This is a genomic window from Nocardioides sp. AX2bis (assembly GCF_902506435.1).
Taxonomy (GTDB): domain Bacteria; phylum Actinomycetota; class Actinomycetes; order Propionibacteriales; family Nocardioidaceae; genus Nocardioides.
In genome coordinates this window covers 2,871,948-2,894,302 of sequence record NZ_LR733215.1, presented here as the reverse complement: position 1 = coordinate 2,894,302, position 22,355 = coordinate 2,871,948, and the positions used below count along the sequence as shown (strand labels likewise).

Here is a 22,355-nt window from a genome sequence, read left to right as displayed (position 1 = left end):
GGGCAGACTGCCTCCGGCGACAGAGGGGGACCAGTGCGCGACCACGACCACGACCACCAGGGCAAGACGCTGGGAACGGGTCCGGACGCAGAGCACGACCACGGGCACGACCACGGGCTCGACCAGGGGCACGGCCACGGCCACGGGCACCCGATGTGCGGCGGCCTCGACCACCACACCGGTGACTACACGCCCCAGCAGCGCGCCGACCTCGACCTCGTCCTCGGCCTGAACGACCGGCTGGCCACCGCCGTCGACCAGGGCCGCGACCTGACCGACGTGCTCGACTTCCTCGACCCCGACCCGCTGCGCTACATGTGGGTGGACGAGGGCAAGGGCCGGGTGGCCGACACGGTCACCGCCGCCGACCGTGTCCTCGCGCACGTCCCGGCGCTCGACGGGCACGGCCGCGTCACCGCCGTCCCGGTCCCCGGCTCCACCCAGGCCTCGCGGCCGGCCCTGGCCCGCGGCGGTCCGGGCGGCACCGTCGTCGTCACCGCCTGGATCGAGTGGGTCCCGGGGGAGGGCGAGGTCGTCCGCGCCCTCCTCGGCGGCGCCTCCGCGGAGCCGGAGGACCAGGAGCCCGACACGCTGACCCCCGTCGTCGCCGACGTCGTGCGCCCCCGCGCGGCGGTCACCGCCGACGGCACGCCCTGGGTGGTCTGGGGCTCCCGCCCGATCGGCCCGACCGAGCCCGGCGGCGGCGCGCTGGTCCTGGCCAGCGCCCACGTCGACGGCAGCTGGACCGCTCCCGAGGTGGTCAGCCTCGGCGACGCCCCGGCCTTCAACGCCGAGCTCGCCGCGCACGAGGACGGCTCCCTCGAGCTGGTCTGGCAGGGGCGGGTCGAGGGCCGCTTCGGCGTCCACGCCCGGCGCTTCGCCGACGGCGGCTGGGGCCCGGCCACCCTGGTCACCGAGGGCGTCGAGGCCAACGTCTGGGACCCGACCGTGACCGCGCTGCCCGGCGGCGCGGCGGCGTACGCGTGGTCGGAGTACCGCGACGCCACCTACCGCGTGGTCGTCCGCCGCCGGGACGCCGACGGCGTGCTCGCCGACCCGGTCGAGGTCACCGCCGGCCGCGACTACGCGCTGCACCCGAGCCTGGCGGCGACGACCGACGGACAGCTGTGGTGTGCCTTCGACGTGATCACCGTCGTCGGCCACGGCGGCAGCGGGCCGACCCGGCTCCAGCCGGCCTCGGCGCTGACCGGGCACCCCGACGCCGGTGGTGGCAGCGGTGCCGGCGAGGCCGGTGAGGCCGTGCCGCCCGAGCTGCTGCCCGAGGTCAGCGCCTCGCTGCGCGTGGTCGCCGTCGAGCAGGACGGCGTCCGTACGCCCCCCGGCGAGCTGGCACCCCGTCTCGACGTCGTGCCGTCGGCGATGCCGCAGCTGGTCGCGACCGACGACGGCGGGCTGGTGGTGGCCTACCGGGTGCACCGCCGGCTGCCGCTGATGACCTACTACTGGGAGGTCGCCGTCCAGGCCCTCGGGGCCGACGGCTGGGAGCCGCCGACCACCCTCCGCGGCAGCGACGGGACCCTCGAGGAGGCCGGCCTGGCCGCGGAGGCCGGCGGCGTCCGCGTCGCGGTGCAGACCGACGCCCGGCTGGCCCGCGCGCTGCAGTGGACCGAGGGCTTCGGCGGTCGCGAGTGCCCCACGCTGCTCGAGCACCACGGATCGGTGGTCTGGCACGGCATCCACGGCCTGGGCACCGTCGCGGTCGCCCACGTGCCCTCGGTCGGACCGGTGCCGACCGCGACCGCCCTGGCCGCGACCGCCCCGCTCGCCGGCACCCTGCTGTCCGACGACCGCCGCGAGGCGCGCCGTTGGGCCGAGGCGCGCACCGCGGGGCCAGGGGCCACCGTGCCGGAGCGCTACGTCGCCGAGGTCGGCGACCACCGCTGGACGCTCTACTGGGGCGACCTGCACCGCCACTCGCTGGTCAGCCGCTGCACGGCCGGCGACGAGCCGAGCCTCGAGGACTTCTACCGCTACGCCTGGGACGTCTGCGAGTACGACTTCTGGGCCGTCACCGACCACGCCGAGAACTCCTCGGACCACCAGTGGTGGTCGCTGCAGAAGATCGCCGACCTGTTCCACGTCCCCGGCCGCTTCGTCCCGCTCTACGGCTTCGAGTGGACCTCCGCCGACACCGGCCACCAGAACGTCATCTACGGCGACGTCGAGCGCGGCGCCCCGATCTTCTCGGCCTTCGCCGAGGGCACCACCACCCCGCGCGGGCTCTGGGACGCCCTGGCCGAGCACCCGGCGTACCCCGCCGTGACCATCCCGCACCACCCCGGTGCCGCGATGGTGCACCACGACTGGGGCTTCCACGACGAGCGGTACGGCCGGCTCGTCGAGGTCTTCCAGGCCTGCCGCGGCAGCTACGAGAGCGACCGCGCGTTCCGGCAGTACGCCGACGGCACCCGCCAGGGCACCTTCGTCGTCGACGGGCTGAAGGCCGGGCACAAGGTCGGCATGATCGCCTCCTCCGACCACGGTCACGGCGCGTCCTACGTGGGTGCGTTCGCCGAGACCCTCGACCGCGGCGACGTGTTCGACGCGCTGCAGTCGCGCCGCACCTTCGCCGCCACCACCCGCGGCGTGGTGGTCGACCTCCGCGCCGGCGAGCACGGCGAGGTCTTCATGGGCCAGGAGGCGCCGACCGGCACCCGCCGCCGGCTCACCGTCCACGCCGAGGGGTACGCCGACCTCGCCCGCGTCGACCTGCTCCGTGACGGCGAGGTCGTCCACGAGCTGGTGCCCGACCTGCACGCCGCCCTCGACCTGCCGACCGGGTGGCGGCGCGTGCCGCTGCGCGTGGAGTGGGGCGAGGCCGAGTCCACGACCCGCTGGGACGGCAGCCTGCAGGTCCTCGGCGGCCGGGTCCTGCGCACCGACTTCTGGAGCCCCGAGGTGACCGCGGTCGACGACCGCGGCCTGGCCTGGGAGGCCACCACGCACAGCTTCGGCGAGCCGTACGGCGCCCAGCGCGGCGGCGTCGAGGTCACCCTCCTCGGCCCCGACGACGCCGAGGTGCGGGTCTGCTTCGGCGACGCCGAGGCCGGCACCGTCCGGCTCGGCGACCTCGCCGACACCCTGGCTGCCGGCCGCGACCACGCCCTGCTCGCCCCGCTCGGCCACGCCCGGCTGCAGCACGCGTACGGCGGCCTCACCAGCCTCGGCTCGACGGCGACCGACCTGGTCTGGGACGACGACGCCCCCGACGACGGCGCGGAGCACTTCTACTACGCCCGCGTCGTCCAGGTCGACGGCGAGGCCGCGTGGTCCTCGCCGATCTGGGTCTGAGAGGCATCGGGTCGCGATCTGGTGCCACCTGACGGCACCAGATCGCGAGTCGTGGGCGCGCGGCCCCTGTCGTGCTGGCCCCTGTCGTGCTGGCCTCTGTCGTGCTGGCCTCTGTCGTGCTGGCCTCTGTCGTGCTGGCCTCTGTCGTGCTGGCCTCTGTCGTGCTGGCCTCTGTCGTGCTGGTCTCTGTCGTACCGGCCCCTGTCGTGCGGGCGGGAGAAGGTGTCGTCGGCCTGGTCGGCCACCAGGAACGTCGTGACCAGCACCAGGATCGCCGTGGCCGGCACCGCGAGCGCCGTCGCGACCATCCGGGCGCCACGGAGCCGGCGTTCCACCGGCGGCAGGAACAGCACGACCGCGACCAGCAGCAGGACGGCCTGCACCACCCATCCCGCGACCAGGACTGCCTGCGTACCGGAGCAGTCAGCGCCGGACAGGCCGCACGGCAGGCCCGTCAGGAGGGACACGGTCCAGGAGCCCGCGGTGGCCAGCACGCTGGTCACGCCGAGAGCGAGGACCCGGGACAGGGCGGTCGGCCAGGTGGTCGAGGTCATGGCCCTACGGTGCGCGTCACGAGCCCCGGGAGCATGAGCACTCCTGCTCACCTTGGTCGATACGTCGATCGCACTCATGGCTGAACGTCGACCACCCACCGACCGGGTTAGCGTCTCCCCGTGCCGACCCCCGCCTTCATCCTGGCCCTGCGCGAGGACGTCGGGAACGCCGAGCTGTGGCTGCCGGGCGCGACGGCGGTGGTCCGCCGTGAGGGCGCTGGCGGCCCCGAGGTGCTCCTGGTGCGTCGGGCGGACACCGGCGAGTGGACCGCGACCGGCGGCATCGTGGAGCCGGGGGAGGACCCCGCGGCCGCCGCGCGTCGCGAGACCGAGGAGGAGGCCGGCGTGGTGATCAGCGTGGACCGCCTCGCGTCGGTCGGTGCCGCGGCGCCGCACACGTTCCCCAACGGCGACCGCGTCGTCGTGCTCGACCACACCTTCGCCTGCACCTGGGTGTCCGGCGAGGCGCACGTCGCCGACGACGAGTCGGTCGAGGTCGTGTGGTTCCCCGTCGACGACCTGCCCCCGATGGCACCGCGCTTCCGGGAGAGGGTCGAGGCGGCCCTGTCGGACGAGGTCGCCACCCGGTTCGTCTCCTAGCCTGGGCCCGTGCCGACCCCCGACTTCATCCTGGCCCTGCGCGAGAAGGTCGGCCACGCCGAGCTCTGGCTCCCCGGCGTCACCGCCGTGATCAGGCGTGAGGGCGCGAACGGCGCCACCGAGGTGCTGCTGGTGCAGCGCTCGGACAACCGCGCCTGGACCCCGGTCACCGGCATCGTCGACCCCGGCGAGGACCCCGGGGTCGCGGCGCGGCGCGAGGCGCTCGAGGAGACCGGCGTCGACATCCGCGTCGACCGGCTGGCCCAGGTCACCGCGGGGGAGCAGGTGGCCTACCCCAACGGCGACCGCAACGTCTTCCTCGACCACACCTTCGCCTGCACCTGGCTCGGCGGGGAGGCGCACGTCGCCGACGACGAGTCGGTCGACGTCGGCTGGTTCACCCTGGCCGGCGCTCCGCCGCTGAGCGAGCGGATGCGCCAGCGGATCGAGGTCGGGCTCTCCGAGGAGGTGGCCGCCCGGTTCCGCGCCTGAGCCGGCGGGGGCAGGGGTGGTCGGGCCTCGCTAGGCTTCCGGGGTGCTGACCATCGACCAGACGACGTACGACGGCATCGTCGCGCACGCCAAGCGCGACCACCCCGACGAGGCGTGCGGCGTGGTCGCCGGGCCCGAGGGCAGCGACCGGCCCGAGCGGCTGGTCGAGATGGTCAACGCCGCGGGCAGCCCGACGTTCTACGAGTTCGACTCCACCGACCTGTTCAAGCTCTACCGCGAGATGGACGACCGGGACGAGGAGCCGGTGGTGGTCTACCACTCCCACACGGCCACCGAGGCCTACCCGAGCCGCACCGACATCGGTCTCGCGCAGGAGCCGAACGCCCACTACGTGCTGGTCAGCACCCGTGAGCACGGGAATAACGACGGCGCTGTGGAGTTCAGGTCGTACAGGATCGTGGACGGCACGGTGACCGAGGAAGAGGTCGCCGTCGTCGACGCGCTCCCACCCCGCACCCCCTGATCCCGATCCGCACGAGGAGATCCGAAGCATGGCCATCGAGGTCCGAATCCCGACCATCCTGCGCACCTACACCGGCGGCGAGAAGGCCGTCCAGGCCGAGGGCGCCAGCTTGACCGCGCTGATCGAGGACCTGGAGGCCCACCACCCGGGGCTGAAGGACCGCCTCGTCGAGGACAAGAACGGCTCCGACGAGCTGCGCCGCTTCGTCAACGTCTACGTCAACGACGAGGACGTCCGCTTCATCGGCGGCCTCGGCGCCGAGCTCTCCGACGGCGACCAGGTCGTCGTGCTGCCGGCCGTCGCCGGCGGCTGACCCCCGACCCCCGGACCGGACCCGCTCCCATGCGCTACGACAGCCTCCTGGCCTCCGTCGGCGACACGCCGCTGGTGGGGCTCCCGCGACTCTCGCCGTCGGCCGACGTGCGGCTGTGGGCCAAGCTCGAGGACCGCAACCCGACCGGCTCGATCAAGGACCGGCCGGCGCTGCGGATGATCGAGGAGGCCGAGAAGGACGGGACCCTGCGGCCGGGCTGCACCATCCTCGAGCCGACGTCGGGCAACACCGGCATCTCGCTGGCCATGGCGGCCAAGCTCAAGGGCTACCGGATCGTGTGCGTGATGCCGGAGAACACCTCCGGGGAGCGCCGCCAGCTGCTGCGGATGTGGGGCGCCGAGATCATCTCCTCGCCGGCCGCCGGCGGGTCCAACGAGGCCGTCCGCGTGGCCAAGCAGGTCGCCCAGGAGCACCCGGACTGGGTGATGCTCTACCAGTACGGCAACCCCGCGAACGCCCTGGCGCACGAGGACGGCACCGGCCCCGAGCTGCTGCGCGACCTGCCCTCCATCACGCACTTCGTGGCGGGCCTGGGCACCACCGGCACCCTGATGGGCACCGGCCGCTTCTTCCGCCGGGCCAAGCCCGAGGTACGCATCGTGGCCGCCGAGCCGCGCTACGGCGAGCTCGTGTACGGCCTGCGCAACCTCGACGAGGGCTTCGTGCCCGAGCTCTACGACCCCGACATGATCGACGGACGGTTCTCGGTGGGCCCGCGCGACGCGGTCCGCCGCGTCCGCGAGCTGCTGGAGCTCGAGGGCATCTTCGCCGGCATCTCGACCGGCGCGATCCTGCACGCCGCCCTGGCCCAGGCCGCCAAGGCGGTCAAGGCCGGCGAGAGCGCCGACATCGCCTTCATCGTCTGCGACGGCGGCTGGAAGTACCTCTCGACCGGGGCCTACGAGGGCACCATCGAGGAGGCCGAGGAGCGGCTCGAGGGCCAGCTCTGGGCCTGAGGCCCGCAGGCGCGCCTCAGCGCACCCGCAGGTCCTGCTTGTCGTCGAACCGGCTGTCGGGCACCGCACCCAGACCGAGCAGGTCTAGGCTGAGGTTCGCGACGTCGCCGTTGCGCACCGGCTGCCGGCGGGCGCCGTAGCCGACCTGCTCGCGTCCCGGGTCGGCGTACGCCCTGCCCTGGAGGTCGTAGAGGTCGCCGGTGCCGACCTGCGGCCCCCACACGACGAACGGCACGCGGTAGTTGGCCCGCTTCTCCGGCTCGCGGTGGCTCTCCCCACGGCCGCCGTGGTCGGCCGTCAGGACGATCGCGGTGCCCTCGAGCTGCGGCCGGTGGCGCACGGCGTGCTCGAGCCGGCCCACCAGCCCGTCGAGCCGGCCGACCGTGTCGATGTACTCCGGCGACATGAACCCGTTCGCGTGGCCCGCCGCGTCGGCCCCGCCGAGGTGGACGAACGTGAACGCGCGGTGGTGCCGGACCAGGTCCTTGCGGGCCGCGTCCGCCAGGGTCTCGTCGCGGTACTGCACGGCCACCTTGTCCAGCGCGGCGGACCAGGAGCGGCCGAACAGCCGCAGCTTCTCCTTGGTGGTGAAGAGCGCCGACGAACGGCCTGCGTCACCGACCTCGGCGAACACCGAGCCGACGTCCTCGCCGGCGGCCTCCTGGACCGTCGCGGGGTCCCGACGCTCGTCGTTCCAGGTCACGCCGTGCCCGTTGCGGTCGCGCTCGATCGCGCGTCCGGTGACCATGCTCGTGTGGTTGGGCAGGGTGTCGGTCAGCTCGACCGACGCGCGAGCGTCGAAGGTGTGCACGCCGTGGTCGATGAGCCGCCAGATCGCGGGGGCGCCGTCGCGCCCCAGCCGCTTCAGCGCGTCGGGGTTCAGGCCGTCGATCGAGATCGCCAGCACCCGTTCGACCTGCTGCCGCGCCGCGGGACCCGTGGGAGCAGCGGCGGACGGTGCAGAGGCGGCGGACGCCGTCGGCGCCGACGACGCGGCTCCCGCCGGGGGTGGCGGTGCTGAGGTGCACGCCGCGAGCGCGGCGACGGCGACGGCGAGCGGGAGCAGGGCACGGCGGACCGGTGACTCAGACGACCTCATGGGCGCCAGGGTAGGTCCCGGTCCCGGCCGGTCCCGGCCGGTCCCGGCCGGTCCCGGCCCTGTCCGCGGCGTCCGGCGGCGTGATGTCCGTCGCCCCGGGGGCCGGGGACGTGCGGGCGGCGGGGCCGAGGACCTAACGTTGCGTTCCGTGCCCCCCCGCCCGCGACCGTCCGAGGCCGACCTCGCCGTGCTGCGCGAGGCCCCGATCGGCATCTTCGACTCGGGCTTCGGTGGGCTGACCGTGGCCCGGTCGGTGATCGACCAGCTGCCGCACGAGTCGCTGGTCTACCTCGGCGACACCGCGCGCCAGCCGTACGGGCCCAAGCCGATCGCCGAGGTGCGCGAGTACGCCCTGGAGTGCCTGGACCACCTCGTCGGCCAGGGCGTCAAGGCGCTGGTCATCGCCTGCAACTCCGCCAGCGCCGCGATGCTCCGCGACGCCCGCGAGCGCTACGACGTGCCCGTCGTCGAGGTGATCTACCCCGCGACCCGCCGCGCGGTCGCGGCCAGCCGCAGCGGGCGGATCGGCGTGATCTGCACCGAGGCCACCGCCGCCTCGATGGCCTACGACGACGCGTTCGCGGCCGCCCCGCAGGTCGACCTGCGCACCCGCGCGTGCCCGTCGTTCGTCGACTTCGTCGAGTCCGGGGTGACCGGCGGCGAGGAGCTGCTGGCCGCGGCCCACGAGTACCTCGACCCGCTGACGGCCGCCGGCGTGGACACCCTGGTCCTGGGCTGCACGCACTACCCGCTGCTGACGGCGGTGATCTCCTACGTCATGGGTGAGGAGGTCACCCTGGTCTCGAGCGCGGAGGAGTGCGCCAAGGACGTCTACCGGGTGCTGGCCGACACGGGGCTGATGCGTGCGGGGGGTGACCCCGCGTACCGTTTCTGGACCACCGGCTCGCCCGAGCAGTTCGAGACGATCGGGCGGCGCTTCCTGGGTCCCGAGATGGTCTCGGCGGCGCAGTACGCCGGTGGACCCACACCGGTCGGGGGGAGACCAGGATGAGGCTGACGGTGATCGGGTGCTCGGGGTCCTACCCCGGGCCCGACAGCCCGGCGAGCTGCTACCTGCTGGAGGCGGACGGGGTCGACCCCGCCGCACCGGACGCAGGACCGAGGCCCTGGCGGGTCCTGGTGGACCTCGGCAACGGCGCCCTCGGCGCGCTGGCGCGCTACGTCGACCCGCTCACCATCGACGCCGTCCTGGTCTCGCACCTCCACGCGGACCACTGCCTGGACCTCTGCGGCTACTACGTCATGCGCAAGTACCACCCGCGCGGGCCGCAGCCGCGGATCCCGGTCTACGGACCCTCCGACACCGCCGGGCGGATGGCGCGGGCCTACGACCTGCCCGAGGACCCCGGGATGACCGAGGAGTTCGACTTCCGGCCCTACGACGGCGCGTTCACCCTCGGCCCGTTCCTGGTCGAGCCGATCCGCGTCGAGCACCCCGTCGAGGCGTACGGCCTGCGGGTCACCGCCGACGGGCACGTCCTGGGCTACTCCGGCGACACCGCCCCGTGCGCCGGACTGGACGCGGTGGCCGCCGACGTGGACCTGCTCCTGGCCGAGGCGTCCTTCCGCACCGGCGACGACAACCCGCCCGGCGTCCACCTGACCGGCGCCGACTGCGGCGACGTGGCCGCCCGGGTGGGGCTGGACCGCCTGGTGCTGACGCACGTCCCGCCGTGGTTCGACCGCGAGGAGATCCTGGCCGAGGCGCGCGCGGTCCACCACGGCTCGGTCGAGCTGGCCCACCCCGGCGCGACCTACCTGCTGGGCTGAGCCGGCTCAGCCGCCTCGCCGCTCAGCCGGCCCGGGCGTCGTGCACGCAGATCGCGATCTGGACCCGGTTGACCACGCCGAGCTTGTCGAAGAGCCGCGAGACGTGGGCCTTGACGGTGGCCACCGACAGGAAGAGCTCGGCGGCGACCTCGGAGTTGCTCAGCCCGCGGGCCACCGCGTCGGCGACCTCGGCCTCACGGCCGGTCAGCCGGGTCAGGCGCGCCCGGGCCTCCTGGCCGCGGTCGTCGGCCGGGCGGCGGCGGGCGGCGGCGACCAGCGCGCGGGTGGCCGAGGGCGACAGCATCGGCTCGCCCGCGGCGACCGCGCGGACGGCCGCGACGATCGCGGCGGGCGGGGTGTCCTTGAGCAGGAAGCCGTCGGCGCCGGCGCCGACCGCCTCGACGACGTAGTCGTCGGCGTCGAAGGTGGTCAGCACGATCACCCGCGGGGCGCCCGGCGTGGCGCACAGCGCGCGGGTGGCCTCCAGCCCGCCCATCACCGGCATCCGGATGTCCATCAGCACGACGTGCGCCCGGGTCTCGGCCGCCCGGGCCAGGGCCTCCCGGCCGTCGGCGGCCTCGCCGACCACCTCGAGGTCGGCCTCGCCGCCGAGCATCAGCACCAGCGCCGAGCGCACCAGCGCGTCGTCGTCGACCACGAGCACCCGGGTCGGCCCGGCGACGTCTCCCGCGCTGCTCACGCCGACGCCCAGGGGAGCCACGCGTGCAGCTCGAAGTCACGGCCCGAGGTGCCGGACTCCAGCCAGCCGCCGCGCAGCACGGCCCGCTCGCTCAGCCCGACCAGTCCGAGGCCGGCCCCGCTGGTGTCTCGGTGGCCGAAGCCGCGCGGGTTGCTCAGCCGCACCGTCATCCCGTTCTCGGGGCACCCGTCGAGGTCGACGGTCAGCAGCGCGCCGGGGGCGTGCCGCCCTGCGTTGGTCAGCCCCTCCTGGACGATCCGGTAGACGGTGCGGGCGACCGGGTCGGGCACCGGGTGCCCGGCGTCGACGCGGTCGACGACCTGCACGTGCTGGCCGGCCGCCCGGGCCTCGGCGACCAGACCGGGGAGGTCGTCCCAGGTCGGCTGGGGACGCTCGAGCGCGACCCCGGTCCCGGGGTCGCGCAGCACGCCGAGCACGCCGCGCAGGTCGGCCAGCGCCTCGTTGGCGGCGGTCTGGATGACCTCCGCCTGCCCGCGCAGCTGGTCGGGGCCGAGGTCGGAGCGGTAGGCCAGCGCCCCGGCGTGCATCGAGATCTGGGAGATCCGGTGGGCCAGCACGTCGTGCATCTCCCGGGCGATCCGGGCCCGCTCGTTCTCCCGGGCGCGGGTCGCGCGGAGCTCCTGCTCGGCCTCGGCCCGCTCGGCGCGCTGCCGCAGCGTCCAGAGCAGCTCCCGGCGCGAGCCGAGGTAGAGGCCGAGGGCGACGGTGGCGACCAGGGCGATCACGGTCACGGTCGCGTCCAGCCACGGCTGGCGCACGTCCGTGCTCGGCGTGGTCTGGATGTAGACCATCCCGCCGGCGAAGGCGACGAGCGCGACCGCGGTGATCGGCAGGGCCCGGCGTCGGGTGGCCAGCGAGACGAGGGCCAGGGTGGCCGGCCCGGCGGCGGCGCCCGAGACGACGGTGGCGGCGTTGAGCGCCAGCGCGACGGGCAACGGCCACCGTCGCCGCCAGAGCACGGCCACGAGGGCGAGCACGCCGACGGCCCCGTCGATCCAGAACAGGGTGCGGCTCTGGTCCCACTGCGCCTCGGCGTACGGCGTCCAGGCCAGCGCGCCGATCAGGACGCACACCACGAGCCGCCACACCTGGCCCCACGCGGTCAGCGGGGGCTGGTGCTGCTGCTCGGGTCGGTCCGGGGCCACGTACCCAGGCTAGGGACTCCGGGCCGCGGGCGCCTGCGGCCCCGGTCGCGCGCGCACCCCTTCTTAGGTAGGGGGTGTGTCGGGACGCGGGGCCGATGCGCGGCGGGCCGTCCGGGGCCAGGCTGGGGGCATGATCACGGTCGAGCACCTCACCAAGAAGTACGGCGGCTTCGCCGCCGTCGACGACGTCAGCTTCACCGCACGCCCGGGCCGGGTCACCGGTTTCCTCGGGCCGAACGGAGCGGGCAAGACCACCACGATGCGGATCATGGTCGGGCTCACCCCGGCCACCTCCGGCAGCGTGCGCGTCGGCGGCCTGCCGTACGCCGACATCCCCAACCCCGGGCGCCACGTCGGCGTCCTGCTCGACGCCTCTGCCCAGCACGCCGGGCGTACCGGCCGCGAGGTCCTCACCATCGGGGCCCGCACGATGGGCCTGCCCGACTCCCGGGTCGACGAGATGCTCGAGCTGGTCTCGCTGAGCGGCACGGAGTCCAAGCGCCGGGTACGCAACTACTCGCTCGGGATGCGCCAGCGCCTCGGCATCGCCCACGCGCTGCTCGGTGACCCGTCGGTGCTGATCCTCGACGAGCCGGCCAACGGCCTGGACCCCGCCGGCATCCGGTGGATGCGGGGCCTGCTCGGGGGCTACGCCGACCGCGGCGGCACGGTGCTGCTCTCCAGCCACCTGCTGCACGAGGTCGAGATGATCGCCGACGAGATGATCCTGATCGGGCGCGGCCGGATCGTCGCGCAGGGCGACAAGAAGTCGCTGCTCGCCGGACGGGCCAGCGCCACGCTGGTCTCCTCCGAGGACGACGCCGCGCTCGGCGCCGCGCTCGCCCGGGCCGGCTACGAGCCGACCCCGGCGGGGGAGGGCCTGCGCGTGCCGTGCGCCCCCGCCGAGGTCGGCCGGGCCGCGCTGCAGGCCGGCGTGGTCCTCACCGACCTCCGTTCGGGCTCCGGGGGCCTGGAGGACCTGTTCCTGGAGCTGACCGAGGACACCCAGCGCGAGGGCCACCCCGTCGCCGCGACCCACCAGGGAGCCACCGCATGAGCACCGACACGACCGGCCCGACCGGCACGACCGCACCGACCCCCGCCGGCGTCCTCGACGTCAGCGGCACCCCCGCCGTCCCGTTCACCCGCCTGGTCTCGGTCGAGCTCCGCAAGGCCCTCGACACCCGCGCCGGGCGCTGGTTCACCGCCTCGATCGTGGCGCTCTGCCTCGTCGTGGTGGTGATCTACGCCTTCGCGGCGCCCGAGGGGGCCACCGACTACGGCGACGTCATCGGCGTCTCCGGGGCGGTCCTGGGCTACTTCCTGCCGGTGCTGCTGATCCTGATGGTCACCAGCGAGTGGAGCCAGCGCACGGGCCTGACCACCTTCACCCTGGAGCCGCACCGCGGCCGCGTGGTCGGGGCCAAGTTCGTCGCCGGGCTCATCCTGGGCGCCGCCCTGATCGCCGTCGCGGCCCTCGTCGCGGTGGTCGGCACGCTGCTCGGTGGCGGCGACTGGTCGCTCACCGCCGACATCCTCGTCAAGGGGTTCCTGGTCGCGAACCTGGTCGGGATCCTCACCGGCTTCGCGATCGGGATGCTCCTGATGAACAGCGCCGCGGCGATCGTCACCTACTTCATCTACACGCTGGTGCTGCCGATCGCGGTCGGCATCCTCTCGGCGTTCCAGGAGTGGTTCGCCGACCTCGCGCCGTGGATCGAGTTCAACACCGCGCAGGGCGTGCTGTTCCAGGAGGAGGGGGCGCCCAGCGGTGAGCTGGTCGCGCAGCTGCTCGTCTCCGGCACGATCTGGCTGGTCATCCCGTTCGTGATCGGCCTGCTCCGCCTGCTGCGCGCGGAGCCGAAGTAGCCGCCGTCGGCCCGACCGCAGCGACCAGTAGCGTGCACGCATGACGACGAAGCGTGCAGACGGTCGGGCCGACGACGAGCTCCGCCAGGTCAAGATCACCCGGAACTGGCTGGACCACGCCGCCGGCTCCGTGCTGGTCGAGTTCGGTCAGACGAAGGTGCTCTGCGCCGCCTCGGCCTCCGAGGGCGTGCCGCGCTGGCGCAAGGGCTCCGGCCTCGGCTGGGTGACCGCCGAGTACGCCATGCTGCCGGCCGCGACCCACACCCGGTCGGACCGCGAGTCGGTCAGGGGCCGGATCGGCGGACGCACGCACGAGATCAGCCGCCTGGTCGGCCGGTCGCTGCGCGCGGTCGTCGACTACAAGGCGCTGGGTGAGAACACCATCCAGCTCGACTGCGACGTGCTGCAGGCCGACGGGGGCACCCGGACCGCCGCCATCACCGGCGCCTGGGTCGCCCTGGCCGACGCCGTCGACCACCTGCGCGCGGCCGGCTCGCTCAAGGGCGAGCCGCTGACCGGGTCCGTGGCCGCGATCAGCGTCGGGATCATCGACGGCGTCGCGCGCCTGGACCTGCCCTACGAGGAGGACGTGCGCGCCGAGACCGACATGAACGTCGTGATGACCGGCACCGGTTCGTTCGTCGAGGTCCAGGGCACCGCCGAGGGCGCCCCCTTCGACCGCGCCGAGCTGGACGCGCTGCTCGGCCTGGCCGAGAAGGGCTGCGCCGACCTCACCCGCCTCCAGAAGGAGTCGCGGGCGTGACGACGAAGGTCCACCTGGCCTCGCGCAACGCCAAGAAGATCGCCGAGATGCAGCGCATCCTCGGCGACGTCGTGCCCGACCTCGAGGTCGTGGGGCTCGACGCGGTGGACGCCTACGACGAGCCGGTCGAGGACGCCCCCACCTTCGCCGGCAACGCGCTGGTCAAGGCCCGGGCCGGGTTCGCGGCCACCGGCCTGCCGACCATCGCCGACGACAGCGGCCTGTGCGTGGACGCCCTGAACGGGATGCCCGGGGTGCTCTCGGCCCGCTGGGCGGGGCCGCCGAAGAGCGACGAGCGCAACAACGCGCTGCTGCTCGACCAGCTCGCCGACGTGCCCGACGCCCGGCGGCGCGGCCACTTCGCCTGCGCGGTCGCCCTGTGCCTGCCCGGGGGGCGCGAGCTGATCACCGAGGGCGTGATGCCCGGGTCCGTACGCCGTGAGGTCGTCGGCAGCGGCGGCTTCGGCTACGACGTGCTGTTCGAGGCCGACTCGGCCCCGGGCCGGACGACCGCCGAGCTGTCGCCGGAGGAGAAGGACGCCATCTCCCACCGCGGCGAGGCGCTGCGGCTGCTGGCCCCGCTGGCCCGCGAGGCGCTGACGGCCTAGGTGGAGCAGCGCCGTCCCGGGAGTCGTGTGCCTGTAGACGCTCAGGAGGCCGTGCTGAGGCACACGACTGCGCTGGAGGCACGGTGACCCGGACCCGGATCGCCGTTGCTGCCCTGGTGCGCGACGGACTCGTGCTCCTGGGGCACCGCCACCCGTCGCGTCGGAGGTATCCCGACTGCTGGGACCTCGTCGGCGGTCATGTCGAACGGGGTGAGTCGCCCCACCAGGCGGTCGAGCGCGAGTGCGTCGAGGAGCTCGGTGTGCGCGTGCTCGACCCGCTACCCCTCCCGATGGCCGTGAGTGACCCCGACCTGGAGATGCACGCCTTCCTCGTCATGCGGTGGGAAGGCGAACCCGTCAACGCCGCACCCCAGGAGCACGACGACCTTCGCTGGTTCGCGCCCGGCGGTCTTGCGGACCTGACGTTGGCGCACCCGACGATCCTGCCGAGCATCCTGGGTGTCCTCCACGAGATGGGCGACCAGTCGTAGCGTGCTGTCCGGCGCTGCGACGCGGTCCCCGTCCTGTCACGGGGACACGGACACGGACGCGTCCAGGCGGCGGACGCCGCCCACTACAGTCCCTGCGTGGCCCGACCCTTCCTCGTCCGACGCTCGCTGTCCCGCCTCCTGCTCGGCGCCGTGCGCTGGCGCGCCGTCGGCGAGGTGCCTCGCCGGGGCGTGCTCGTGGGGGCGCCGCACACCTCCAACTGGGACTGGGTGCTGACGCTGCTCCTGGCCTGGGAGAGCAAGATCGTGATCCGGCTCCTGGTCAAGAAGGAGCTGTTCGTCGGCCCGCTCGGCCCGCTGCTGCGCGCGACCGGCGCGGTGCCGCTGGACCGCAAGGACCCGGGCGGGACGATCCGCCGCCTCGTCGCCGACGCCCGCACCGAGGACTCGTTCCTGCTCGGGCTGGCCGCCGAGGGCACCCGCAGCAAGGCCGAGCACTGGAAGTCCGGCTTCTACCGGATCTCCCAGCAGACCGGCCTGCCGGTGACCCTGGCCTACATCGACCGCCCCACGCGACGGGTGGGATGGGGCCCCACCTTCGAGCTGTCCGGCGACGTGCGCGCCGACATGGACCGGATCCGGGCGTTCTACGCCGACAAGACCGGCATCCACCCCGAGCTGACCACGCCGCCGCGGCTCAAGGAGGAGGACCGCGCCTGACGCGCGGTCGCACCGTGCCGGAGACGGGACTCGAACCCGCACACCCGAAGGCACAGGAACCTAAATCCTGCGTGTCTGCCAGTTCCACCACTCCGGCGTGAGCGGCCCGATCCTAGGCCGTGCCGCCGCGCGGGGCCGCCGGCGGCTCAGGCCAGGCCGAGGTCGCGGCGCAGCTTGGCGACGTGGCCGGTGGCGCGCACGTTGTACTGCGCCAGCGTCACCACGCCGTCCTCGTCGAGCACCAGGGTGGACCGGATGACGCCCTGCACGACCTTGCCGTAGTTCTTCTTCTCCCCGAAGGCTCCCCAGGCGGTCATCACCTGCTTGTCGGCGTCGGCCAGCAGCGTGATCGACAGGCCGTCGCGCTCCCGGAAGCGGGCCAGCTTCTCGGGGCTGTCGGGGGAGACCCCGAGCACGGTGTAGCCCTGTGCCTCCAGCGAGCCGAGCGACTCCGAGAAGTCGCAGGCCTGCGTGGTGCAGCCGGGGGTCATCGCGGCCGGGTAGAAGTAGACGACCACCTTGCGCCCGCGCAGCGCGGAGAGCGTGACCTGGTCCCCGGTGTCGGTCGGCAGGGTGAAGTCGGGGGCGACGTCGCCGGGGGAGAGACGGGCGGGCTGGCTGACGGGCTGGCTGGCGGGCTGCGTCACGGGAGAGGATCCTGTCCGGTCGGATAGTTGCTGCGAACTGGTCGCAATAGCGTACGTTGGGCGTGCTCGACCCAGTCCAACCTAGTGACCTGCGGAGGTCCCCCGTGCACGTGCCCGACGGTTTCCTCGACGCCCCCACCTCGGTGGCCACCGGCGTCGTCGCGGCGGCCGGCATCGCCGTGGCCCTGCGCAAGGCGCGCGGGGAGCTCGACGACAGGACCGCGCCGATGGCGGGCCTGGTCGCGGCGTTCGTCTTCGCCGGTCAGATGATCAACTTCCCCGTGGGCGCCGGCACCAGCGGCCACCTGCTCGGCGGTGCGCTCGCCGCGGTGCTGGTGGGGCCGTGGACCGGGATGCTGTGCCTGAGCGTGGTGCTGCTGGTCCAGGCGCTGTTCATGGCCGACGGCGGCATCACCGCGCTCGGCACCAACATCACGCTGATGGGCGTGGTCGGCTGCTTCGTCGGGTACGCCGTGTTCCGCCTGGCGCTGCTCGTGCTGCCCCGTCGGCTCGGCTCGGTGGCCCCGGCCGCCGCGGTGGGCGCCCTCGTCTCGGTGCCGGCGGCGGCGACCGTCTTCACCCTGCTCTTCGTCATCGGGGGCAACGCCCCGATCGACACCGGCGCGGTCCTCACCGCGATGCTCGGCTGGCACGTCGTGATCGGCGTGGGCGAGGCGGTCGTGACCGGCCTCGTCGTCGGCTCGGTCGTCGCGGTCCGCCCCGACCTCGTCCACGGCGCGCAGCGGCTGGTCCAGGCGCGCACCCTCGAGGTCCGTCCCTCCGGGCTGGCCGCCCCGGCCCGGGCGGGCGAGGTCGCGTGAGCGGGCGTCGCCTGGCCGCCGTGGCCCTGCTCGTCACGCTCCTGCTCGCCGGTGGCCTGAGCTTCTACGCCAGCAGCCACCCCGACGGCCTGGAGTACGTCGCGGACAGGACCGGCTTCCTCGACAGCGCCGAGGACTCCGCCACCGCCGACTCGCCCCTGGCCGACTACCAGACCCGCGGCGTGGAGGACGAGCGCGTCTCCGGCGGCCTGGCCGGCCTGATCGGCGTCACCGCCGTGCTGGGGCTCTCCGGCGGGCTGTTCTGGGCACTGCGACGCCGCGGCGACCGCGGCGAGGACGGGGACGGGGGCGGCCCGCCGAGCCCCGGGCGCCGCTCCACCTCCGTCGACGCCGGGCGCTGATGGGCGCCGGGCACGGCCACCGGCTCCACTACCACGGCCACAGCCGGGTCCACCGGGCCCCGGCGCACCTCAAGCTCCTCGCGCTCCTCGGCTTCGTCCTGCTCGCGGTGGCCGTCCCGCCCGGGTGGTGGGCGGCGTACCCGGTGCTGCTCGCGGTCCTGCTCGGGGTCGTCCTGCTCGCCCGGGTGCCGCTGGGCTACCTGGCGCGGCGGATGTGGATCGAGGTGCCGTTCCTGGTCTTCGCGGTGCTGCTGCCCTTCGTGGCCACCGGCCCGCGGGTCGAGGTCGGCTTCCTCTCGCTCTCCGAGCCGGGTCTGGTCGCCGCCGGCGGCCTGGCGGCCAAGGGCACCCTGGGCGTGCTCGCCTCGCTGACGATGGCGGCCACCACCGAGCCGGCCGACGTCCTGCGCGGGCTGCGTCGGCTGCGGATGCCGGACCTGCTGGTCCAGATCATGTCGTTCATGCTGCGCTACCTCGACGTGGTCACCGCCGACCTCGCCCGGATGACCACCTCGATGCGCTCGCGCGGCTGCGACCCGCGCTCGCCGCGGCACTGGCCCACGCTGGCGCGCTCCATGGGAGCCTTGTTCATCCGGTCCTACGAACGCGGCGAGCGGGTCCACCTGGCCATGCTGAGCCGCGGCTACGACGGGGAGCTGCCCCGATGACCGTCCCGACGAGAGGACCCACGTGACCACGCCCGTGCTGGACGTCCGGGGGCTCGCCTTCGCCTACCCCGACGGCCACCAGGCCCTCTTCGGGGTCGACCTCCACGTCCACCAGGGCGAGCGGGTCGCGCTGCTCGGACCCAACGGTGCCGGCAAGACCACCCTGGTGCTGCACCTCAACGGCATCCTCGGCGGCGGGGCCGGCACCGTCCACGTCAGCGGGCTGCCGGTCGAGAAGAAGAACCTGCAGGAGGTCCGCCGCCGGGTCGGCATCGTCTTCCAGGACCCCGACGACCAGCTGTTCATGGGCTCGGTCCGCGCCGACGTCGGCTTCGGCCCGGCCAACCTCGGGCTCAAGGGCGCCGAGCTGGACCGCCGCGTCGCCGCCGCGCTCGAGCAGGTCGGGATGGCCGAGTACGCCGACCGCCCGCCGCACCACCTCTCCTTCGGCCAGCGCCGCCGCGTCGCGGTGGCCACCGTGCTGGCGATGGAGCCCGAGATCCTCGTGCTCGACGAGCCGTCCTCGAACCTCGACCCGGCCTCGCGGCGCGAGCTGGCCGACATCCTGCGCTCGCTGGACGTGACCGTCCTGATGGTCACCCACGACCTGCCGTACGCCCTCGAGCTGTGCTCGCGCGCGGTGGTGCTCAGCGACGGCCAGGTCGTCGCGGACGCCCCCACCCTCGAGGTGCTGACCGACGACGACCTGATGGCGACCCACCGCCTCGAGCTCCCGTGGGGCTTCGACCCCCGGCGCATTGGTAGCCTTCCCCGGTGAGCAACCAGATGTCGGACCTCGAGCGCGAGATCGAGGAGACCCGGGAGCGCCTGGCGACGACGATCGACCAGCTGCTCTACCGGTCCCACCCCAAGACCATCGCCCAGCGTGAGGTGGCGGCCGTCAAGGGCCACTACGTCGACGCCGCCACCGGCGAGCCGCGCACCGACAACATCCTGAAGACCGTCGGTGCCGTCGCCGGCGTCGTGCTGCTCTTCGTCGTGGTGCGCAAGGTCGCGTCCTGACCCCCATCCGGATGCTCCACGACCGGGTGCTGGTCGAGGTGGACCCGCAGGAGGGCGAACGGCGCTCGTCCGGTGGGATCGTCATCCCGGCGACCGCGGCGATGGGTGCCCAGCGCCTGGCCTGGTCGCGGGTCGTCGCCGTCGGCCCGCACGCGCGGGCGGTCGAGACCGGCGACCGGGTGCTCTTCGACCCCACCGAGAAGGCCGAGGTCGAGGTGCAGGGCGAGACCTACGTGGTGATGCGCGAGCGCGACGTCCACGCCGTGGCCGCCGAGCGGCTCGAGCCCGAGAGCACCGGCCTCTACCTCTAGGCCGACCGGCGGGCCGCCGATCCGCAGGACCCGCACAGGCAGCCCGCAGCACCCGCCCAGCAGGGCGGCGCAGGCTCGGTCCCACGAGCCCCGCGACCCGCGCGGGGTGCGACCGAGGAGCCTCACGTGAGCGACGACGACGACCAGACCCGACCCCGGTGGCGGACCCGACCGACAGGTCTGCGCTGGCGCCGCCACGGCCTGGCCGGGGGCATCGCCGCCGGGCTGCTGCTGGCCGGCGGCGGGGCCGGGTACGCCGCCGGGTCGACGCTCGGCGAGGACGAGCGGACGCCGGCCGTCGAGCAGGTCGAGGACGGTCGACCCGACGGGACCCCGCCCCATGTCCCGTCGGGTCGACCGTCCTCGACCTGCTCGACGGCCGGCGTCCTCCCGCAGGCCTGAGGCGCACAGCGCCTCCACAGCGGACGCACAGGTCGAGCGGGCAGCATGGCCCCATGGAGCTGACCCGGGCCGACGGCACGCCGCTGCGCGTGCTCGTCGTCGACGACGAGGAGAACCTGGCCGAGCTGGTCGCGATGGCGCTGCGCTACGAGGGCTGGCAGGTCGCGACCGCGCACACCGGGACCGCGGCCGTGTCCACCGCGCGCGACCTGCGTCCGGACGCGGTGGTGCTGGACATGATGCTGCCCGACATCGACGGTCTGGAGGTGCTGCGGCGCCTGCGCGCGCAGGACGACGCGGTCCCGGTGCTGTTCCTGACCGCCCGGGACGCCGTCGAGGACAGGGTGGCCGGGCTGACCGCCGGTGGGGACGACTACGTCACCAAGCCCTTCTCGCTCGAGGAGGTCGTCGCCCGGCTGCGGGCGCTGGTGCGTCGGGCGGGAGCGGCGCAGGCCAGCACGTCGTCGGTGCTGACCGTCGGCGACCTCCAGATCGACGAGGACAGCCGGGAGGTGACCCGTGCCGGCGAGGAGATCAGCCTGACCGCCACCGAGTTCGAGCTGCTGCGGTTCCTGATGCTGAACCCGCGCCGGGTGCTGAGCAAGGCGCACATCCTGGACCGGGTCTGGCACTACGACTTCGGCGGGCAGGCCAACGTGGTCGAGCTCTACATCTCCTACCTCCGCAAGAAGGTCGACGCCGGGCGCGAGCCGATGATCCACACGATGCGCGGCGCGGGCTACGTCCTGAAGCCGGCCGCGTGAGGCACCCGCGCACGCTCACCGCCCGGCTGGTGGCCACGGTGGTGGTGCTGACGGTGCTGACCACGCTGGTGGTGGGGGCGGTGGCGACCCTCGCGACCCGGTCCTACCTGCTCGAGCGGCTGGACCGCGACGTCACCCGGTCGCTCGAGCGGATCCCCGGACCCGGCGAGGTCTTCGGCAGCCCCCCGCCGCAGGGAGACCTGCCCCAGGGGGTGCCGCTCGGGGCGGTGACCGCGGTGCGCACCGACCAGGGCGAGGTCGGCGGCGGGATCCTGGGCCCCGACGGCGACGAGGAGCTCCCCGACGACGCGCTGGCGGTGCTGACCGAGGTGCGGCCGGACGGCGAGGCCCGCCAGGTCGACCTGCCGGGCCTCGGCTCGTACCGGGCGGCTGCGGTGTCGACGTCGGGCGGCGTGGTGGTGAGCGCGCTGCCCGAGGAGTCGGTCACCGAGGTGGTGACCCGGCTGGTCCTCGTGCAGGCCGGCGTGGGGGGCGCGGTCGCCCTGCTCGCGCTCACCGCCGGCGGCTGGCTGGTCCGGCGCCAGCTGCGCCCGCTGCGCGAGGTCGCAGGGACCGCCCGGGGCGTGGCCGCCCTGAGGCTGGACTCCGGCGACGTCGACCTCGGCGAGCGGGTGCCCGCCCACCTCGTCGACGACCGGACCGAGGTCGGCCAGGTGGGCGCCGCGCTGGACACGCTGCTCGACCACGTCGGGGCGGCGCTCGCCGCGCGGCAGCGCTCGGAGCTCCAGGTCCGCCAGTTCGTCGCCGACGCCTCCCACGAGCTGCGCACGCCGCTGGCCACCATCGCCGGCTACAGCGAGCTGGCCCGCCGGCGGCCCGACGACGCGGTCGCCGCACGGACGGCGCTGGCGAAGGTGGAGGAGGAGTCGCACCGGATGACGGCCCTCGTCGAGGACCTGCTGCTGCTCGCCCGGCTCGACTCCGGCCGGCCGCTGGAGCAGGCCCCGGTCGACCTCAGCCGGCTGCTGGTCGAGGCGGTGGCCGACGCCCAGGTCCTGGCCCCGGGCCACCGGTGGCGCCTGGAGCTGCCGGCCGAGCCGCTGGTCGTCCCCGGCGACGTGCTGCGGCTGCACCAGGTGGTGACGAACCTGCTCACCAACGCCCGCAAGTACACCCCGGACGGCACCGAGGTCACCGTCGTCGGCGACCCGGCCGGCTTCACCGTGCACGACGACGGGCCCGGGTTCGACCCGGCGGTGGCCCCCCACGCCTTCGAGCGCTTCGTGCGCGGTGACCCCGCACGGCACCGCGGGACCGGGGTCGGGCCCGGTCCGGGAGGGGTCGGGCTCGGCCTGTCGCTCGTCCAGGCGGTGGTCACCGCCCACGGGGGCACGGTCGCGCTGCGCAGTGCGCCGGGGGACACCACGATCGACGTGCGGCTGCCGGGCGCGGTGTCCGTACCACCGTCCGCCGATCCGGCCTGATCCTGCTGGTCCGGT

28 protein-coding genes and 1 tRNA gene are annotated in these 22,355 nt (G+C 74.4%); 23 read left to right on the top strand and 6 right to left on the bottom strand.

What is annotated here, in order from left to right:
• Positions 1-33 precede the first annotated feature (33 nt).
• On the top strand, positions 34-3,312 hold the full coding sequence (locus GV155_RS13835; RefSeq protein WP_160008825.1) for a DUF3604 domain-containing protein: 3,279 nt from the start codon (positions 34-36) through the stop codon (positions 3,310-3,312).
• On the opposite strand, the gene GV155_RS13830 is transcribed toward GV155_RS13835, so the two are convergent.
• Positions 3,252-3,866, bottom strand: coding sequence for a hypothetical protein (locus tag GV155_RS13830; RefSeq protein ID WP_160008823.1), 615 nt, complete (start codon positions 3,864-3,866; stop codon positions 3,252-3,254). The two genes, GV155_RS13835 and GV155_RS13830, sit on opposite strands and share 61 nt — an antisense overlap.
• 120 nt (positions 3,867-3,986) lie before the next feature.
• Between GV155_RS13830 and GV155_RS13825 the strand changes: the two genes are divergently transcribed.
• From GV155_RS13825 to GV155_RS13805, 5 genes are read left to right on the top strand one after another with little or no spacing between them, the layout of a single operon-like run.
• A complete protein-coding gene (locus tag GV155_RS13825) occupies positions 3,987-4,466 on the top strand; it encodes an NUDIX hydrolase (RefSeq protein WP_160008821.1) in 480 nt (159 codons plus the stop codon).
• A 9-nt stretch (positions 4,467-4,475) separates the two neighbouring features.
• Positions 4,476-4,958 (top strand): NUDIX hydrolase, encoded by a 483-nt coding sequence (locus GV155_RS13820; protein ID WP_160008819.1) that lies wholly within the window; start codon positions 4,476-4,478, stop codon positions 4,956-4,958.
• Positions 4,959-5,001: 43 nt separating this feature from the next.
• Entirely contained in the window at positions 5,002-5,442 is a 441-nt protein-coding gene (locus GV155_RS13815; protein WP_160008817.1) for a Mov34/MPN/PAD-1 family protein, read from the top strand.
• Between the two features lie 28 nt (positions 5,443-5,470).
• Positions 5,471-5,755, top strand: coding sequence for a MoaD/ThiS family protein (locus GV155_RS13810; protein WP_160008815.1), 285 nt, complete (start codon positions 5,471-5,473; stop codon positions 5,753-5,755).
• Positions 5,756-5,784: 29 nt separating this feature from the next.
• Positions 5,785-6,732 (top strand): PLP-dependent cysteine synthase family protein, encoded by a 948-nt coding sequence (locus GV155_RS13805; protein ID WP_160008813.1) that lies wholly within the window; start codon positions 5,785-5,787, stop codon positions 6,730-6,732.
• Positions 6,733-6,748: 16 nt separating this feature from the next.
• Here the strand turns inward: GV155_RS13805 and GV155_RS13800 are convergent, their stop codons facing one another.
• Positions 6,749-7,831, bottom strand: a complete 1,083-nt coding sequence (locus GV155_RS13800) for an alkaline phosphatase family protein (RefSeq protein WP_160008811.1) — start codon at positions 7,829-7,831, stop codon at positions 6,749-6,751.
• Positions 7,832-7,979: 148 nt separating this feature from the next.
• Between GV155_RS13800 and murI the strand changes: the two genes are divergently transcribed.
• Both murI and GV155_RS13790 read left to right on the top strand, forming a co-directional pair.
• On the top strand, positions 7,980-8,843 hold the full coding sequence (gene murI, locus GV155_RS13795; protein WP_236554325.1) for a glutamate racemase: 864 nt from the start codon (positions 7,980-7,982) through the stop codon (positions 8,841-8,843).
• A complete protein-coding gene (locus GV155_RS13790) occupies positions 8,840-9,622 on the top strand; it encodes an MBL fold metallo-hydrolase (protein ID WP_160008809.1) in 783 nt (260 codons plus the stop codon). The genes murI and GV155_RS13790 overlap by 4 nt, the downstream gene beginning before the upstream one ends.
• A 22-nt stretch (positions 9,623-9,644) precedes the next feature.
• Here the strand turns inward: GV155_RS13790 and GV155_RS13785 are convergent, their stop codons facing one another.
• A complete protein-coding gene (locus GV155_RS13785) occupies positions 9,645-10,322 on the bottom strand; it encodes a response regulator transcription factor (protein WP_236554324.1) in 678 nt (225 codons plus the stop codon).
• Positions 10,319-11,488, bottom strand: a complete 1,170-nt coding sequence (locus tag GV155_RS13780; RefSeq protein ID WP_160008807.1) for a histidine kinase — start codon at positions 11,486-11,488, stop codon at positions 10,319-10,321. The genes GV155_RS13785 and GV155_RS13780 overlap by 4 nt, the downstream gene beginning before the upstream one ends.
• 130 nt (positions 11,489-11,618) lie before the next feature.
• Between GV155_RS13780 and GV155_RS13775 the strand changes: the two genes are divergently transcribed.
• The 6 genes from GV155_RS13775 to GV155_RS13750 all read left to right on the top strand — a co-directional run bounded on the left by GV155_RS13775 (position 11,619) and on the right by GV155_RS13750 (position 15,897).
• Complete coding sequence (locus tag GV155_RS13775; protein WP_160008805.1) at positions 11,619-12,545, top strand: ABC transporter ATP-binding protein; 927 nt, start codon at positions 11,619-11,621, stop codon at positions 12,543-12,545.
• Positions 12,542-13,357: an ABC transporter permease gene (locus tag GV155_RS13770; RefSeq protein ID WP_160008803.1), complete on the top strand. Its 816-nt coding sequence runs from the start codon at positions 12,542-12,544 to the stop codon at positions 13,355-13,357. The genes GV155_RS13775 and GV155_RS13770 overlap by 4 nt, the downstream gene beginning before the upstream one ends.
• 40 nt (positions 13,358-13,397) lie before the next feature.
• Positions 13,398-14,120 carry a ribonuclease PH gene (gene rph / locus GV155_RS13765; protein ID WP_160008801.1) on the top strand — a complete coding sequence of 241 codons (723 nt, stop codon included), beginning with the start codon at positions 13,398-13,400 and terminating at the stop codon, positions 14,118-14,120.
• A complete protein-coding gene (locus GV155_RS13760; protein ID WP_160008799.1) occupies positions 14,117-14,728 on the top strand; it encodes a non-canonical purine NTP pyrophosphatase in 612 nt (203 codons plus the stop codon). Before rph ends, GV155_RS13760 begins: the two co-directional genes overlap by 4 nt.
• Before the next feature lie 83 nt (positions 14,729-14,811).
• Entirely contained in the window at positions 14,812-15,219 is a 408-nt protein-coding gene (locus GV155_RS13755) for an NUDIX domain-containing protein (protein ID WP_160008797.1), read from the top strand.
• A gap of 96 nt (positions 15,220-15,315) precedes the next feature.
• Positions 15,316-15,897 carry a 1-acyl-sn-glycerol-3-phosphate acyltransferase gene (locus GV155_RS13750; protein WP_160008795.1) on the top strand — a complete coding sequence of 194 codons (582 nt, stop codon included), beginning with the start codon at positions 15,316-15,318 and terminating at the stop codon, positions 15,895-15,897.
• Positions 15,898-15,912: 15 nt separating this feature from the next.
• Here GV155_RS13750 and GV155_RS13745 read toward each other — a convergent pair.
• Both GV155_RS13745 and bcp read right to left on the bottom strand, forming a co-directional pair.
• Positions 15,913-15,994, bottom strand: a tRNA-Leu gene (locus GV155_RS13745).
• Positions 15,995-16,043: 49 nt separating this feature from the next.
• The gene (bcp, locus tag GV155_RS13740; protein WP_160008793.1) at positions 16,044-16,544 is read right to left on the bottom strand and encodes a thioredoxin-dependent thiol peroxidase; all 501 of its coding nucleotides are present in this window, start codon (positions 16,542-16,544) and stop codon (positions 16,044-16,046) included.
• 104 nt (positions 16,545-16,648) lie between these two features.
• On the opposite strand from bcp, the gene GV155_RS13735 reads away from it, so the two are divergent.
• The 9 genes from GV155_RS13735 (at position 16,649) to GV155_RS13700 (ending at position 22,340) form a co-directional block, all read left to right on the top strand.
• On the top strand, positions 16,649-17,365 hold the full coding sequence (locus GV155_RS13735) for an energy-coupling factor ABC transporter permease (protein WP_201300170.1): 717 nt from the start codon (positions 16,649-16,651) through the stop codon (positions 17,363-17,365).
• Positions 17,362-17,727 (top strand): PDGLE domain-containing protein, encoded by a 366-nt coding sequence (locus GV155_RS20470; protein ID WP_201300169.1) that lies wholly within the window; start codon positions 17,362-17,364, stop codon positions 17,725-17,727. The genes GV155_RS13735 and GV155_RS20470 overlap by 4 nt, the downstream gene beginning before the upstream one ends.
• Positions 17,727-18,395, top strand: a complete 669-nt coding sequence (cbiQ, locus tag GV155_RS13730; protein ID WP_160008791.1) for a cobalt ECF transporter T component CbiQ — start codon at positions 17,727-17,729, stop codon at positions 18,393-18,395. The genes GV155_RS20470 and cbiQ overlap by 1 nt, the downstream gene beginning before the upstream one ends.
• 22 nt (positions 18,396-18,417) lie before the next feature.
• A complete protein-coding gene (locus GV155_RS13725) occupies positions 18,418-19,173 on the top strand; it encodes an energy-coupling factor ABC transporter ATP-binding protein (protein WP_160008789.1) in 756 nt (251 codons plus the stop codon).
• Positions 19,170-19,418: a DUF3618 domain-containing protein gene (locus GV155_RS13720; protein ID WP_236554323.1), complete on the top strand. Its 249-nt coding sequence runs from the start codon at positions 19,170-19,172 to the stop codon at positions 19,416-19,418. The genes GV155_RS13725 and GV155_RS13720 overlap by 4 nt, the downstream gene beginning before the upstream one ends.
• An 11-nt stretch (positions 19,419-19,429) precedes the next feature.
• The gene (locus tag GV155_RS13715; protein ID WP_160008787.1) at positions 19,430-19,729 is read left to right on the top strand and encodes a GroES family chaperonin; all 300 of its coding nucleotides are present in this window, start codon (positions 19,430-19,432) and stop codon (positions 19,727-19,729) included.
• Positions 19,730-19,855: 126 nt separating this feature from the next.
• Positions 19,856-20,131 carry a hypothetical protein gene (locus GV155_RS13710; protein WP_160008785.1) on the top strand — a complete coding sequence of 92 codons (276 nt, stop codon included), beginning with the start codon at positions 19,856-19,858 and terminating at the stop codon, positions 20,129-20,131.
• A 53-nt stretch (positions 20,132-20,184) separates the two neighbouring features.
• Entirely contained in the window at positions 20,185-20,895 is a 711-nt protein-coding gene (locus tag GV155_RS13705) for a response regulator transcription factor (RefSeq protein WP_160008783.1), read from the top strand.
• Positions 20,892-22,340 (top strand): sensor histidine kinase, encoded by a 1,449-nt coding sequence (locus tag GV155_RS13700; protein ID WP_201300168.1) that lies wholly within the window; start codon positions 20,892-20,894, stop codon positions 22,338-22,340. The genes GV155_RS13705 and GV155_RS13700 overlap by 4 nt, the downstream gene beginning before the upstream one ends.
• The last annotated feature ends 15 nt before the right edge of the window (positions 22,341-22,355 follow it).

Bases quoted from the DNA above. Each gene is read 5' to 3' on its own strand.
- GV155_RS13805 (WP_160008813.1), top strand. From the start codon at position 5,785: ATGCGCTACGACAGCCTCCTGGCCTCCGTCGGCGACACGCCGCTGGTG.
- cbiQ (WP_160008791.1), top strand. From the start codon at position 17,727: ATGGGCGCCGGGCACGGCCACCGGCTCCACTACCACGGCCACAGCCGG.
- GV155_RS13770 (WP_160008803.1), top strand. From the start codon at position 12,542: ATGAGCACCGACACGACCGGCCCGACCGGCACGACCGCACCGACCCCC.
- rph (WP_160008801.1), top strand. From the start codon at position 13,398: ATGACGACGAAGCGTGCAGACGGTCGGGCCGACGACGAGCTCCGCCAG.
- GV155_RS13775 (WP_160008805.1), top strand. From the start codon at position 11,619: ATGATCACGGTCGAGCACCTCACCAAGAAGTACGGCGGCTTCGCCGCC.
- GV155_RS13810 (WP_160008815.1), top strand. From the start codon at position 5,471: ATGGCCATCGAGGTCCGAATCCCGACCATCCTGCGCACCTACACCGGC.
- GV155_RS13715 (WP_160008787.1), top strand. From the start codon at position 19,430: ATGCTCCACGACCGGGTGCTGGTCGAGGTGGACCCGCAGGAGGGCGAA.
- GV155_RS13830 (WP_160008823.1), bottom strand. From the start codon at position 3,866: ATGACCTCGACCACCTGGCCGACCGCCCTGTCCCGGGTCCTCGCTCTC.
- GV155_RS13800 (WP_160008811.1), bottom strand. From the start codon at position 7,831: ATGAGGTCGTCTGAGTCACCGGTCCGCCGTGCCCTGCTCCCGCTCGCC.
- GV155_RS13705 (WP_160008783.1), top strand. From the start codon at position 20,185: ATGGAGCTGACCCGGGCCGACGGCACGCCGCTGCGCGTGCTCGTCGTC.
- GV155_RS13790 (WP_160008809.1), top strand. From the start codon at position 8,840: ATGAGGCTGACGGTGATCGGGTGCTCGGGGTCCTACCCCGGGCCCGAC.